Genomic DNA, 13,356 nt, shown 5'->3' with positions numbered 1-13,356 from the left:
GCCTTTTGTTTGTCGCAGGTTCCTGTCGGAAAACCGCGGAACACTTTTCCGGAACCTGCTCAGCTATCGAGCACTTCCCGCACTGTGGTCGCCAATTGCTTGAGCGAGAAAGGCTTTGGCAGGAAGCCGAATTTCGACCCTTCGGGGAGATTCCGAGCAAAGGCATCTTCTGCAAAGCCCGAAACGAAGATGAATTTCATATCCGGATAGCGCTTGCGGATTTCGCCGAGCAGCGTCGGGCCGTCCATTTCGGGCATGACCACGTCGGAGACGACCACGTCGATCTGGCCGTCGAGCTCTTCGAGGATGTCGAGTGCCTCGACGCCGGAGCCGGCTTCGTGGACGGTGTAGCCGCGGGTTTCGAGCATGCGCTTGCCGCCGCGGCGCACGGCGTCCTCGTCCTCGACGAGAAGCACGACCGCCGACTTGCCGGTCAGGTCGACATCGTCGGTCGCGGCCGAGGCGGCACGCTGCTGCTCGGCAGCGGTCTTGGAGGCATTGTCACTATCCGCCGTGCTCTCCTGCGCCACATGGCGCGGCAGGAAGATGTGGAAGGTCGTGCCCTTGCCGACTTCCGATTCCGGGAAGATATAGCCACCCGATTGCTTGATGATGCCATAGACCATGGAGAGGCCGAGACCGGTCCCCTTGCCGACTTCCTTGGTGGTGAAGAAGGGCTCGAAGATCTTGTCCATGATCTCGGGCGGGATGCCGGTGCCGTTGTCAGCAATATCGATCAGGACGAAGTCTTCGGCTGTCAGCCCGCGGAAATTCATTGCACCCGCATCGGCGGCCGGCACGTTGCGGGTGCGGATCGTAAGCGTGCCGCCCTCCGGCATGGCATCGCGGGCGTTGACGGCGAGGTTGACCATCACTTGTTCAAACTGGGAAATGTCGGTCCTGACCGGCCAGAGGTCACGGCCATATTCGACCTCGAGCTTGACCTTGGTACCGGAGAACAGCCGGGTGACCAGCATCTGCAGGTCGCCGATCGCGTCGGTCAGGTTGATGATCGCCGGCCGCAGCGTCTGCTTGCGTGAGAAGGCCAGCAATTGCCGCACAAGCACTGCGGCACGATTGGCGTTGCGCTTGATCTCCATGAGATCGGCGAAACTCGAATCCGATTGCCGGGCCTGCAACAGCAGATGGTCGGAGGAGAGCAGGATCGCGGTCAGCACATTGTTGAAGTCATGGGCAATGCCGCCGGCAAGCGTGCCTACGGCATTCATCTTCTGGGTCTGCGCCATCTGCGTCTCGAACGCCTTCTGCTGCGTCGTCTCGACGGCATAGACGATGGCAGCCTCCTCCGGCGCCTCATCGGACTGGTCGATGACGGCGTTGACGTAGAAGCGGAAATGGCGGCCTTCGTCGGTCGGATGGCGCGCCTCGACCGGCTCGATGTCGACCTTGTCGCCCTTGGCAGCGTCCAGCGCTGTCTGCAGGCGCTCGCGATCGGAGTCCGGCACGATGGCAAACAGCGAGTTGGAACCGTCCTCACGTTGCGTCAGCCCGGCAAACAGTTTCAGGAACTGCGTGTTGGTGCGCAATATACGACCGTCACCGTCGACCGAGGCGATCGCCATCGGCGTGTTGTTGAAGAAGCGGTTGAAGCGCATATTGGCCGAGGAGTCGTCCTCATGGCCGGCTTCCTCGTGGCTGCGCTGCATGACGATGGTGCGGCTTTCACCCGGCGCGCCATCCCGGCTCGCAGACACACGGTGGACGAGCCGCACAGGCAGGCTCTGGCCGCTCGCCTTGCGGAAATCGACATCGAGCGTTTCGGTGCGGACCTGGCCGGGCTCCGGATGAATGGTTTCGAGCCGCGTCAGTCCCTCGCCGGCGCAGATGTCGCCGATCTTCAGCGCGCCCGGTTCGAATTTGGTCAGGTCGACGCCGAGCCAGTCGGCCAGCGTCGCGTTGATATAGAAAATCTCGCCCTTGCGGCCGGCGGAGAAGAAGCCGGCCGGCGCATGGTCGAGATAATCGATGGCGTTCTGCAATTCGCGGAAGAACTGTTCCTGCTCGTCGCGCTCGGCCGTAATGTCGGCGACCTGCCAAAGGAAGAAGGGGCCGCCGGGCTCGTCCTCTACCCTGACCGGCCGAGCCCGCAGCCGATACCACCAAGCGGAACTGACTGCATCGCTCTGGCCGAGGGGTCGGGGCAAGCGGAATTCCTCGTGACCGGCCTTGCCCTCCATCAGGCCATTGGTCAGCCGGTAGACGGCTTCGGTCGATTCGCGGTTGCGCGACAACAGGTGCTCGATCGACAGCGCGCCAGCGGCCGAATCGGCACCGGTCAGCCGGCCATAAGCGGCATTGGCATAGACGACCCGGCCCTTGCGGTCGGTGATCAGCACACCGTCGGGGCTGGAATTGAGGATTGCGCGAGACACTAGATCGCTGCGGTTCTGCGGCATGACCTCGACGAAGCCGATGATCGCCGAGACGATGAAGAAGATGCCAGCCATGGCGAAGACGCCGAGCATACCGAGCACCATTTCATTGTCGAGCCGATCCCGGAAAACGACGAAGGCGGCGGCGGTGGCGATCAGGACCAATGCCAGCAGGATAAGGCGCAACACTGTTCCCGGCCGCTGGGAGTTTTCAACCATGGGCTTGTAAAAGTCGGTCGCCTCGTTTGGTCTGGTCATCCGGTCCTCAGATACGCACCATGACAACACAATCGTCCATGGCAGGGTCCACGACTCATCCTTACCAATTTGACGCCCCGGCAAAAAGCGGCTCGACCGATGATTCACCGTTGAATCGGTCCGAAAAGCCGCCGAAGGCCATCAAGCCTGCGTGGGGAAAACCGGCGAATTCGCTTGCCAAGCCGGAAAAATGCCGTCAATGACAGGTAATAGTTACCTTTTTGGGCCGGAAAGCGCAGCAAGACGCGTCGGCTTCCGGCCGAATGCTTCCGGAAAGGACAGGCCATGCTCGACGGATTGGCTCCCGATCTCGCTCCTCGCCTTCTCTATGCTATTGGTGGCGTCGCCATCGCCTTTCTCGTGCTCATTGCCGTGCTGCTGTTTTTGCGCCGCCGCAATGCGCCACTGTTCGTCAAGGGCGGCCGGGCGCGCGAACATAGGCTGCTGGTCATGGACGCAGCGGCGGTGGACGCCAAGCGTCGGCTGGTGCTGATCAAGCGCGACGATATGGAGCACCTGATCATGATCGGCGGGCCGACGGATATCGTCATCGAGACCGGCATTGGCGGCCCGCGTGAGGCCAAACCGGCAGCCGAAAGACCAGCGATTGCGGAGCGGCCCGCAGCCGCCGAGCGAGCAGCAACCGCCGAGCGGCCCGCAGCGGCGGTCGAGCGACCGGCAGCAGCCGCTCAGCGCCCACAGCCCGTCTTGACACAGAAGCCGACAGCCACGCCTGCAGCGCCTGCGCAACGCCCTGCTGAGGCCTCGGCTACTGCAGCGGCAGCAGCCACTGCGGCCCAGGCTGAGGCACGGCGTGACAGGCAGGCGCGCGACGAAGATGCCGAACGTCAGCAACGCCGCGCCGAGCGTCAGGCAGCACGCGCCGCAGAGGCCGGCAAGGACGACACCGCGACGAAGGGTGAAGTCGTTCCGCTCCGTCCCAGCGAAGCTGCAGCCAACCGCGCCGATGAAGCCGAGCGCAATCAGCGACGTGCCGAGCGTCAGGCCCAGCGAGCGGCGGAGACCGCCAAGAACGGCGATGCACAAAATGCCGCGACCCGTGAAGACGATGCCGAACGCAACCAAAGGCGGGCCGAGCGGCAGGCGCTGCGTGCTGCAGAAGCGGCGAAAAATGGCGCCAGCCCTTACACTGCAGGTGCGGTGGAAGCCGGTGCGAATGCCGCGGCGGCGGTAACCACCGATCCGGCCAAGGCGCCCCAGACCGAAGCGGCGGTGCCGTCAACCGCTGCGGTGCATGCTGAAAATGTTCTTGATCAGGCCAGAGACCGCGTGCTCGCCAGCCCGCCAAGCCGCAACACTGCCATGCCCAGCAGCGACGATATGATCCGCGCTTTGGAAGAACAGCTGGAGGCCGGCAAGGCCGAGGCGGCGGCTAAAATCGAGGCGGCCCGCGCCGAGGCGGCGCGACAGGAAGCGGAGCGCACCGCAGAGGCCAAGGCGGCCGCAGAACAGCAAGCCCGGGTCGAGGCTGAACGTGCCGCCCAGCAGGCGAAGGTCGAAGCTGAACGTGCCGAAGCCGCGCGCCAGCAGGCTGAGCGTGCGGAAGCACAGCGGCTTGAAGCCGATCGGGCGGAGCAAGCCCGGATGGAGGCACACCGGACCGAGATGGAGCGGCAGAGGGCCGAACAGGCGCAGGCTGAACGACAGAGGGCGGAGCAGGAAGCCGAAGCGGAGCGTGCCGAAACCGCACGCCAGGAAGCCGAGCGGCTTGCCGCGGCGCGCGCGGAAGCGATGGCGCGTTTCGAAGCCGCCCGCCGCGCCCAGGCCGAGCAGCGCCAGGCGCTGCAATCGGCGTCGCTGCAGTCCGCCCAGGAACCGTTGCAGCAGAACGACGCGGAGCAGCAGCCGCTCATCCGGCAGCCGCAATGGCCAATCGTCGAGCCACCCGTCGCCGAACTGGCCGAGGAGGCCCGGCATGTGGAGACCGTCCTGGACGACTCCGCCGGACTGAAGACACAGGAGCGGCTGGCAAGCGATTTCGAAAAACTGCTCGAAGCGGAACTCGAAGCCGACGGCGTATTGGATCACTACCCAGCACCAAGTGTGACGCCCGAACCGCGCGACGGTTTTAGCACGCCCTCGGTCGATCCGGTCCGCCGCGACACCCAGCCGATCACCGGGGCGGTGCCCGGACTGTCGATCGAGCAGGATATGGCGCGCCGCCTGGGTGAGATCAGTCTGAACAAGAAAAACGACGCTTTGTGACCGGCAGCCAGACCCGATGCGCAGATTGCCCAGGACTTTCGCAGCCCGGCTGAACGCGTTCAAGATGGACGCGGCGACCTATTGGCCGGGCCGCAATCGGGTCACCACTCTTGACCTCTTGGAACGTGCCGCGACAGTCGAAGGGCTCAACGCCGCCGACCTCAACTATCCGGACCATTTTGCCGATAGCGCGCCAGCTGACCTCAAGAGCCGTATGGACGACCTCGGGCTGACGCTAAACGGCGGCGCGATGCGCTATTACACCGATCCCGGCTTCAAGCTCGGCGCCTTTACCCATCCCGACGCCAAGATCCGGCAGGCGGCGCTCGATATTACCAAGCGAGGCATCGATGCGGTGCGTGGCATGGGCGCCAACCTGATGACATTGTGGATGGGCCAGGATGGTTTCGACTATGCCCTCCAGGGCGACTACAAGCGGATGTGGGACGACACGATCGCAGCCCTGAGAGCCGTCGCCGATCACGATTCCGGCTGTGACATCGCCATCGAATATAAGCCCAACGAACCGCGTTCCTATGCGCTGATGCCGGATATCGGCACGACGCTGCTGGCGATCCGCGAGGCCGGAGCAGACAACCTCGGCGTCACGCTCGATTTCTGCCATGTGCTGTTCGCCGACGAGATGCCGGCGCATTCCGCACATCTGGCGGCGCGTCATTCGCGCATTCTCGGCGTCCATCTCAACGACGGCTACGGCAAGCGCGACGACGGATTGATGATCGGAACCGTGCATCCGGTGCAGACGATCGAGCTTCTCATCGAACTGATGAAATCCGGCTATGACCGGGCGATCTATTTCGACACTTTCCCGGACCATGGTGGCCTCGACCCGGTCGAGGAATGCCGGACCAACATTCTCGCCGCCGAACGGCTGATGACAATCGCTGAACGGCTTGCCGAAAATACCGCACTGATGCAGGCTATCGAAAAACAGGACGCGGCGATCAGCCAGCGCATCATTCTCGAGGAAGTCTACAGAGGGAGCTGATGCATGGCGAAGACGATCTTGGTGGCCGGATCGCTGCACTATGATGTCGTTGTCAATGCCGAGCGCCTGCCCTATCTCGACGAGACGTTGTTCGGCTCCAAGGTTGGCTATGTCCCCGGCGGCAAAGGCCGCAATCAGGCCGTCGCCGCGGCGCAGAACGGCGCGAAGACGTTCATGGCGGGCCGGGTTGGCAAAGACGCCGCAGGCGACTTTGTCAAAGCGGATCTCGTGGCGCAGGGCATCGATACCTCGCTGTTGCAGGTTGATCCGCGCGCGGCGAGCGGCATGAGCGTGGCCGTGGTCATGCCGTCGGGTGAATATGGGGCGGTGGTGGTGTCGGGCAGCAACCAGGCGTTTGTGGCCGATCACCTCGGTATTCCCGCGGACACTGCAATCCTGCTGCTGCAGAATGAGATCACCGATGCGGCCAATATCGCCGTGGCGGAGAAGGCGCGGGCTGCAGGTACACGCGTGATCCTCAACGCCGCCCCTGCCCGGCCGCTATTAGACGACCTGGCAAGCCTCGTCGACATCCTTGTCGTCAACCGTGGCGAAGCTGCCGTGTTGACCGGTGAGCCTGTAGGAGATGTGAAAAGTGCTGTCGCTGCTGCGGCAGCACTTTGCGAGCGGGTGCCGAACGTCGTCATCACGCTCGGAGGCGAAGGGGTGGTCCACATGCGGGCCGGCGGCCGCGCCGAATATCAGCCGGCCTTCCGTGCCACGGTGGTATCGGCGCATGGCGCCGGCGATTTCTTCATCGGCGCGCTTGCCAACCAGTTGGCCTCCGGCTCTGCATTCGAGGCGGCGATCCATTATGCGCAGGCAGCAGGCGCGATCTATGTGTCGACCGAAGTCGACAAGCGTGCCGGCATAAGACCGCTCCACATTCGCGCCCGGCTGGGCGAGGACGATCAATGATCGGCCGCAAGAGCCGTTGATCGAGATCAAGGCCAGGCGCCGGACGAGTGGCAGACTCCCCTGTGATTTCACGGAGGTCCTGGCCATGACGACATCGCTCTCGGCACAAAGCATTATTTCGGCTCTCACCGCCTGGTGGCAGAACCGCAAAGAGGCCAACCACGCATTGGAGGAAATCAGCAACCTCAGCGCAGATGACCTCGCCGAAGTGGCCGCCGATTGCGGCGTCAGCAGCTATGACCTGATCGCCATCATCAAGGCTGGTCGGCATGCCGCCGACGAATTGGGAGAGATGATGAAGGCGCTCAACATCGATCCCGACGCGGCGGACAGAACCGAGCGCCACTTCTTCCACGATATGATGGCGGTCTGCGCCCAATGCGGCGCCAAGGGCGACTGCCGCCATGACCTGCGCCACGGCCGGGCGGCGGAACGCTATGCCCATTATTGCCCGAATGCAGAACAGCTCGACGAACTGCGCACAGCGCCGGCCGTGCGCGTGGGATGAGCGTCATTCACCGACCGGGTGCGGAGGCTACGGGGGTGTTGAAATCACACCGCCGTGATTGATTAGAATCAATGCATGCAACCATCAGCTTTGCTACGCTTCCGGGAAATAAGGGGTATTTCCATGAGCATTGCAAAGCTGGCACAAAACGTCGTTTCACGGCTGGTGGACTGGTGGCGGGATCGCGAAGACGAGCGCTTGGACGAACTCGTCGACCAGGACTTTCGGCATGTCAGCGACGAAGCCGCAGAATCCGGCGTCACCGCCTATCAACTCGTCGGCAGGGCGCGCAGCAGCAGGAACGGGTGATCACGCCGCCATAACCCGCGGGTACTCGATCGCCGGGCAGCGGTCCATGATCACCGTCATACCTTTCGCTTCCGCCTTTTCGGCGGCGGCGTCGTTGCGCACGCTGAGCTGGCCCCAGAGAACCTTCGGCAGCGTCTTCATAGCCAGGACGTCGTCGACGACCACCGGCAGCTGATCGGCGGCGCGAAAGATGTCGACCATGTCGACCGGTTCGTCGATATCGGCAAGCCGCGCCACGACTGGCTGTCCGTGGATTTCCTGGCCGGCATGGCCCGGATTGACCGGAATCACATGATAGCCCTTGCTCAACAGGAAGCGCATGACGCCATAGCTCGGCCGGGACGGATTGGCCGAGGCGCCGATCACGGCGATCGTCCTGACGGATTTCAGGATGTCGCGGATCAAACCGGGCGCATAATTGTCGTGTGTCATGGACGGCTCCTTGCCACTTGCGGGCGGTGCATATATTTTCTTATCGGGACTCTCAGATTCACATAATGATTAGGATTCCGGGAGGAAAGTGGATGACGAAATTTATCATCGTGGCGATGCTGGCGCTTTCGGCAACCTCGACATCGGCGATTTCCCGTTATACCGCGCTTGACCACAGCTGCGGCGACATCCAATCGATTATCGACCAGCAAGGTGCGGCGATCTTCCGCTATCCCTCGCCGCGCAAGAACGGGTTGACGCTCTACGATCGCTATGTGCGCAACGACATGTTCTGCGCCTCGCACCAGGTGACGGAGCGCGTGCTCATTCCATCGCGCGACAACGACCGCTGCCCGGTGCGCCACTGCGTCACCGGCGATTGCGACGATTTCGGCGGCTGCCTACTCCGGTAGGCGCACATGCCCTTCGGCATCGAGCGGGAAGAACGGATTGTAGGCCACTTCCCAGAGATGCCCGTCGGGGTCGGCGAAATAACCGGAATAGCCGCCCCAGAAGACCTTTTCCGGCTTCTTGACCTCGGTCGCGCCGCAGGCAATGGCGAATTTGTAGACCGCATCGACACCGCGCTCGCTGGAGACATTATGGGCGAGCGTGATGCCCGAAAATCCCTTGGCTGTATTCTCGACATGCGCATCCTCGGCGAGCGATTGACGCGAAAATAGCCCGAGCACCGTGCCTTTCAACTGGATGAAGGTGACCGCCTCCTGGCTTGCCGGCGATTTCGTCCAGCCAAGCTTTTCATAGAAGGCAGTGGCGCGATCGATGTCGTCAACGCCGAGTGTGATCAATGAAATGCGACGGTCCAACGACACGGCGACCTCTTAAATCTCTTAATGTTTATTTTTTGTTCTTTTTTTGTACCTCATCCATCGAAATGAATCAATGCTGAAATCAAATCCATTGATCGATGAGAACAAAACGCGTCGCGCGCCGGACGATCCGAATATGACAGTTTTTTGACAATCGCGCGATGTTGGCGCAGAAAGCTGCGCAGTCGGCCTTGCATTCCCGTGATTCCGGCGCGTCCACCATCCGTCACCGGATCATCATGCCTCTCAGCCTCATTCTTCTTGTCCTGTTTGCTGCAGCCCTGCACGCCACATGGAATGCACTGGTGAAATCGGGTGTCGACAAGCAGCTCGACGCGACGATGATCGCGCTTGGGGCCGCGGTGACGGCGATCTGCTGCCTGCCGTTCTTTCCCATGCCGAATGCGGCGGCGTGGCCGTTCATCCTCGGCTCCATCTGTATTCATTTCACTTATTACCAGCTGGTCGGGGCCGCCTATCGGCATGGCGATATCGGGCTGGTCTATCCGCTGATGCGCGGCGTGGCGCCGTTGATCGTCGCCACGACCAGCGGCACGATCCTCGGCGAACATCTGTCGCCGATGATGTTCGCCGGCGTGATGTTCATCTGTGTCGGCGTGCTGACCATGGCGCTCGACTTTCGTCATGGCCATGGCAAGGCAATCTGGGTGGCACTCGCCAATGCCGTGGTGATATCGGGCTATACCTATGTCGACGGCATCGGCGCGCGGCTGGCGGGCAATCCGATCTCCTATACGATCTGGATCAGCATCCTGCCACCGATCCCGCTGTTCACCTTCGCTTTTTTCATGCGCGGCGTCCTGCCGGTGCTGCTGCATGTGCGGCTGACATGGCGGCGCGGCCTGTTCGGTGGCGCCGGCTCGATGGCCTCTTATGGCCTGGCGCTGTTTGCAATGACGCGGGCGCCGATCGCGGCGATTGCGGCGCTGCGCGAAACGTCGATCTTCTTTGCACTGCTGATCTCGATCTTCATCCTCAAGGAGAAAGCCAGCCCCTGGCGCTATGTTGCAGGCGCGTTGATCGCTGCCGGGGCACTGACGATGAAACTCGGTTAGTCAGATTTTGTGGTTATATAATACCACATATCTATGCCATTGATTTATATAATCTATTTTTATAGCTTGGTGAAAACATCATCTTGACGGTGTTTTTCGCTTCCCGTATAAGCCGCGCCAGACGCTGCCCCATCCGGGCAGCTTCTTTTTTGCATCCTCAAACGGCTGCAAAGCAAGCAACAAGAAACGCCCCTTGCCTCCGGCATCGGGGATCGAACACGAAAGATAAGACAAATGTCCACCTTCGTTCAGAAGCCGGCAGAGGTCGAGAAAAAGTGGGTGCTGATCGACGCCGAAGGGCTCATCGTCGGCCGTCTCGCGACCATTATCGCCAACCATCTGCGCGGCAAGCACAAGCCGACCTTCACCCCGCATGTCGATGATGGCGACAACGTCATCGTCATCAATGCCGACAAGGTCGTCTTCACCGGCAAGAAGTACACCGACAAGAAATTCTACTGGCATACCGGCTATCCGGGCGGCATCAAGGAGCGCACCATGCGCCAGACGCTCGAAGGCCGCTTCCCCGAGCGCGTGCTCGAGAAGGCCGTTGAACGCATGGTTCCGCGTGGTCCCCTCGGCCGTCGCCAGATGAAGAACCTGCGCGTCTATGCCAGCGCCACCCATCCCCATGAAGCCCAGCAGCCGGTCACGCTCGACGTCGCCGCACTGAGCCCCAAGAACACGAAAAGAGGCTGAGCATGGCTGACCTTTCTGCCCTCAAGGATATCGCCACCACGACTGAAGCTTCGGCTCCGGTGCATGTCCGCAAGGTCGACTCCCTCGGCCGTTCCTATGCCACCGGCAAGCGCAAGGATGCGGTCGCCCGCGTCTGGGTCAAGGCTGGCTCCGGCAAGATCACCGTCAACGGCAAGGACTACACCGCATATTTCGCTCGCCCGGTGCTGCAGATGATCCTGCGCCAGCCGATCGTGGCGGCGGCACGTGATGGCCAGTTCGACATCATCGCCACCGTCGCCGGCGGCGGTCTGTCCGGCCAGGCCGGTGCTGTGCGTCACGGTCTCTCCAAGGCCATGACCTATTTCGAACCGGGCCTGCGTGGAGCCCTGAAGAAGGGCGGCTTCCTGACCCGCGACAGCCGTGTCGTCGAACGCAAGAAGTACGGCCGCGCCAAGGCACGTCGCTCGTTCCAGTTCTCGAAGCGCTAAGCTGCTTTCGAATTTCGGACATTCAAAAGGCCGGGTTTTCGCCCGGCCTTTTCTTATGCGATTTCTTATCTGCTATGCCGCGGCGCCGAAGCGGCGACCGGTCACGGCGCGTGACGGAATGTCTACCCGGGACATGCAATCCAGCCCCGCCTCCAGGCAGGAGGCAATGAAGGCTTCGCGCGCAACTTCCGACGAAATCGTGCGGTTAAGCGCGGCGCGGCAAAGGCTTTTGGCGCTGTCATAGTGGCGTCCATGGCGGAGCGGCCATTCGTTTTCCAGGAAATCGAGCGCATCGTAGGCGCCAGCGAAACGACGCTCGGCGCCGCTCTGCAATTTGACGACAATCGGTTGATGCCAGGGAATATCGATGGTTTTCATGTTGCACTCCTTCAGCCCCTCCAAAACCATCTCGACGGCATTTGGTTCCAAGCGGGAGCGAAGAAATTTCATGAATTTTATCAGCAGCTTACAATTGTTCATTGTCTGCGCATTTGCTCGGTTTCGAGCAACCGGATGCCTGTTTTCCAGGCATTGCGATCGGCCTGCGGCAGGCGGATGACATGCCCTGATCCAATGGCGCGACCGCGAGACTCATCGCCAGCTTTTGACCACGACAGACTGCATGATAAGCGCTATCCGCATTGATTGAATGGCGTCGCACGCTCACAGAGCCATGAAGCGCGACAGGGTGGGATGAGATGATGAAAACCATACGAATTGCAGCGGCTCTGCTTGTCAGGCCTGATGGACAGACCCTGCTGGTGCGCAAGCGTGGAACCGACGCCTTCATGCAGCCGGGTGGGAAAATCGATGCGGGGGAAACGCCCGCAGATTGCCTTGTGAGGGAATTGCGCGAAGAGCTCGAACTCCACGTTGACGCCCATGCCCTCACCGCGCTCGGCCAGTTCGAGGCGCAGGCGGCCAATGAGCCGGAGCACATGGTTCTCGCCGACGTCTTTGTCATCAGAACGGAGCGGAGCGACATTCGTCCTGCGGCGGAGATCGAAGAGGTTCGATGGGTGTCTCCCTTCGCGCCGCTGACAGCGGATCACATCCTCCCGGAATACCGTAAACGGGTGGGATAGCCCGGACCTCCTTGCATCTGGACAGTCACGGCACGCTCGGCCATTGTCCGGAAGCATTGCCAACGGGAAGGACGGATCGAAATGCATGTCGCGTCACTGTTGAAGACGGAAATGTTCGATATCGCCATCGATGGACAACCCGCATCGATCGCGGCGCTGTTTCCCGACTGGCATCCGCATGACCGCTTCGGCCTGGTCATCGACGAAACCTTCGGCGGTATTGGCGCGACACATCTCCTGCAATCGGCGATGATGGCTTATTACGACATCAAGCCATCGCGCCGGACGACGCTTGCCGTCTATCCGGAAATCTATGCCTTCCATGTCGGCAAGGGCCATGGCGCCCATGCGCCCTACGATTTCTGGCCGGCCCGGCGCGAGATCATCCTCAGGACCACGGACCATCGCGAGATACTCGATGCCATCAACGATCGCGGCATCACCCGGCTCGCGGTTCCCGACCGACCGACGCGCGACGTCGTCCATCGGCCGAAAGAAGAGGACGCCGCCTTCGACCGCATCGCATCGGCTTTCGTCTACAACGCCACGGGCCGGATTGCCGATGGCGATGTGACGATCTCGGGCACCGATAAGCGCACCGAATACAATCCCCACCAGGCATTGAGACCGGTCGACCAGACGCGCATGCAACGCGCAGCCCCGGTCACCGGCCGCCCGGTCAAGGAAACCGAGGACACCTATCTGCAATGGCTGATCGAGCGCGATGCCGACGTGACTGATGAGGACCGCGCCCGCGCCGGAGCACGCCGGCAGGCGCTGAAGACGGATGGCTTGGCGACAGAGACCTATCGGCGGGTGAGCGTCGCAGAAGCGCTGAAGCGCCTCGCCTCGGCCGGTCTGCCTGAGGCCGTGTCTTCGGGCCGGATGGACACAGGCCTCGTCTCCGGCTGATCGATTGGCATCGCTGCGATGACTCCTGAAGATCGGTATCGAACTGAGATCATCTTCGAGTTTGCGGATTGCCTCGGAGAGGCTCGGCTGGCTGCGATCACCGACGTCCGCTGATGCATCAGTGAAATCCCCTGGACGCCGAATTGGCGCATGCCTATGGCGAAAAGACTAGCCATACCCTCGACACCTTCACTATGATCGGCAGGAACGACCTGCCCGGCGGCATGCCGG

Annotated in this window: 15 protein-coding genes; 11 read left to right on the top strand and 4 right to left on the bottom strand. The window is 61.8% G+C overall.

Going from position 1 to position 13,356, the window contains the following annotated elements:
• Positions 1-59: 59 nt before the first annotated feature.
• Positions 60-2,651 carry a cell cycle histidine kinase CckA gene (cckA, locus tag AC1DYF_RS17570; RefSeq protein ID WP_477878032.1) on the bottom strand — a complete coding sequence of 864 codons (2,592 nt, stop codon included), beginning with the start codon at positions 2,649-2,651 and terminating at the stop codon, positions 60-62.
• 285 nt (positions 2,652-2,936) lie between these two features.
• Here cckA and AC1DYF_RS17565 point away from each other — a divergent pair, with 285 nt between their 5' ends.
• From AC1DYF_RS17565 to AC1DYF_RS17545, 5 genes are all read left to right on the top strand, one after another.
• Complete coding sequence (locus tag AC1DYF_RS17565) at positions 2,937-4,877, top strand: hypothetical protein (protein WP_477878031.1); 1,941 nt, start codon at positions 2,937-2,939, stop codon at positions 4,875-4,877.
• 16 nt (positions 4,878-4,893) lie between these two features.
• The gene (locus AC1DYF_RS17560; RefSeq protein ID WP_477878030.1) at positions 4,894-5,886 is read left to right on the top strand and encodes a sugar phosphate isomerase/epimerase family protein; all 993 of its coding nucleotides are present in this window, start codon (positions 4,894-4,896) and stop codon (positions 5,884-5,886) included.
• A 3-nt stretch (positions 5,887-5,889) separates the two neighbouring features.
• Entirely contained in the window at positions 5,890-6,804 is a 915-nt protein-coding gene (locus AC1DYF_RS17555) for a ribokinase (protein ID WP_477878029.1), read from the top strand.
• Between the two features lie 85 nt (positions 6,805-6,889).
• A complete protein-coding gene (locus AC1DYF_RS17550) occupies positions 6,890-7,312 on the top strand; it encodes a DUF6455 family protein (protein ID WP_477878028.1) in 423 nt (140 codons plus the stop codon).
• Between the two features lie 123 nt (positions 7,313-7,435).
• Positions 7,436-7,621, top strand: a complete 186-nt coding sequence (locus AC1DYF_RS17545) for a hypothetical protein (RefSeq protein ID WP_477878027.1) — start codon at positions 7,436-7,438, stop codon at positions 7,619-7,621.
• Here AC1DYF_RS17545 and AC1DYF_RS17540 read toward each other — a convergent pair whose 3' ends face one another.
• Positions 7,622-8,053, bottom strand: coding sequence for a CoA-binding protein (locus AC1DYF_RS17540; RefSeq protein ID WP_477878026.1), 432 nt, complete (start codon positions 8,051-8,053; stop codon positions 7,622-7,624). It lies immediately after the preceding gene.
• Positions 8,054-8,145: 92 nt separating this feature from the next.
• Here AC1DYF_RS17540 and AC1DYF_RS17535 point away from each other — a divergent pair, with 92 nt between their 5' ends.
• A complete protein-coding gene (locus AC1DYF_RS17535; RefSeq protein WP_477878025.1) occupies positions 8,146-8,466 on the top strand; it encodes a hypothetical protein in 321 nt (106 codons plus the stop codon).
• On the opposite strand, the gene AC1DYF_RS17530 is transcribed toward AC1DYF_RS17535, so the two are convergent.
• Entirely contained in the window at positions 8,455-8,886 is a 432-nt protein-coding gene (locus AC1DYF_RS17530; RefSeq protein ID WP_477878024.1) for a VOC family protein, read from the bottom strand. The two genes, AC1DYF_RS17535 and AC1DYF_RS17530, sit on opposite strands and share 12 nt — an antisense overlap.
• A 236-nt stretch (positions 8,887-9,122) precedes the next feature.
• Between AC1DYF_RS17530 and AC1DYF_RS17525 the strand changes: the two genes are divergently transcribed.
• The 3 genes from AC1DYF_RS17525 (at position 9,123) to rpsI (ending at position 11,128) form a co-directional block, all read left to right on the top strand.
• Positions 9,123-9,959: an EamA family transporter gene (locus tag AC1DYF_RS17525; protein WP_477878065.1), complete on the top strand. Its 837-nt coding sequence runs from the start codon at positions 9,123-9,125 to the stop codon at positions 9,957-9,959.
• 234 nt (positions 9,960-10,193) lie between these two features.
• Positions 10,194-10,658, top strand: coding sequence for a 50S ribosomal protein L13 (gene rplM, locus AC1DYF_RS17520; RefSeq protein ID WP_477878023.1), 465 nt, complete (start codon positions 10,194-10,196; stop codon positions 10,656-10,658).
• Positions 10,659-10,660: 2 nt separating this feature from the next.
• The gene (gene rpsI / locus AC1DYF_RS17515; RefSeq protein ID WP_477878022.1) at positions 10,661-11,128 is read left to right on the top strand and encodes a 30S ribosomal protein S9; all 468 of its coding nucleotides are present in this window, start codon (positions 10,661-10,663) and stop codon (positions 11,126-11,128) included.
• A 72-nt stretch (positions 11,129-11,200) separates the two neighbouring features.
• Here the strand turns inward: rpsI and AC1DYF_RS17510 are convergent, their stop codons facing one another.
• Positions 11,201-11,506, bottom strand: coding sequence for a DUF982 domain-containing protein (locus AC1DYF_RS17510; protein WP_477878021.1), 306 nt, complete (start codon positions 11,504-11,506; stop codon positions 11,201-11,203).
• A 320-nt stretch (positions 11,507-11,826) separates the two neighbouring features.
• Between AC1DYF_RS17510 and AC1DYF_RS17505 the strand changes: the two genes are divergently transcribed.
• Together AC1DYF_RS17505 and AC1DYF_RS17500 are read left to right on the top strand one after the other, a co-directional pair.
• Positions 11,827-12,213 carry an NUDIX hydrolase gene (locus AC1DYF_RS17505; protein WP_477878020.1) on the top strand — a complete coding sequence of 129 codons (387 nt, stop codon included), beginning with the start codon at positions 11,827-11,829 and terminating at the stop codon, positions 12,211-12,213.
• Between the two features lie 81 nt (positions 12,214-12,294).
• On the top strand, positions 12,295-13,125 hold the full coding sequence (locus AC1DYF_RS17500; protein ID WP_477878019.1) for a hypothetical protein: 831 nt from the start codon (positions 12,295-12,297) through the stop codon (positions 13,123-13,125).
• The last annotated feature ends 231 nt before the right edge of the window (positions 13,126-13,356 follow it).

Source organism: Rhizobium sp. P2_G9, assembly GCF_056403475.1.
This window is presented reverse-complemented; position numbering and strand designations above follow the sequence as displayed.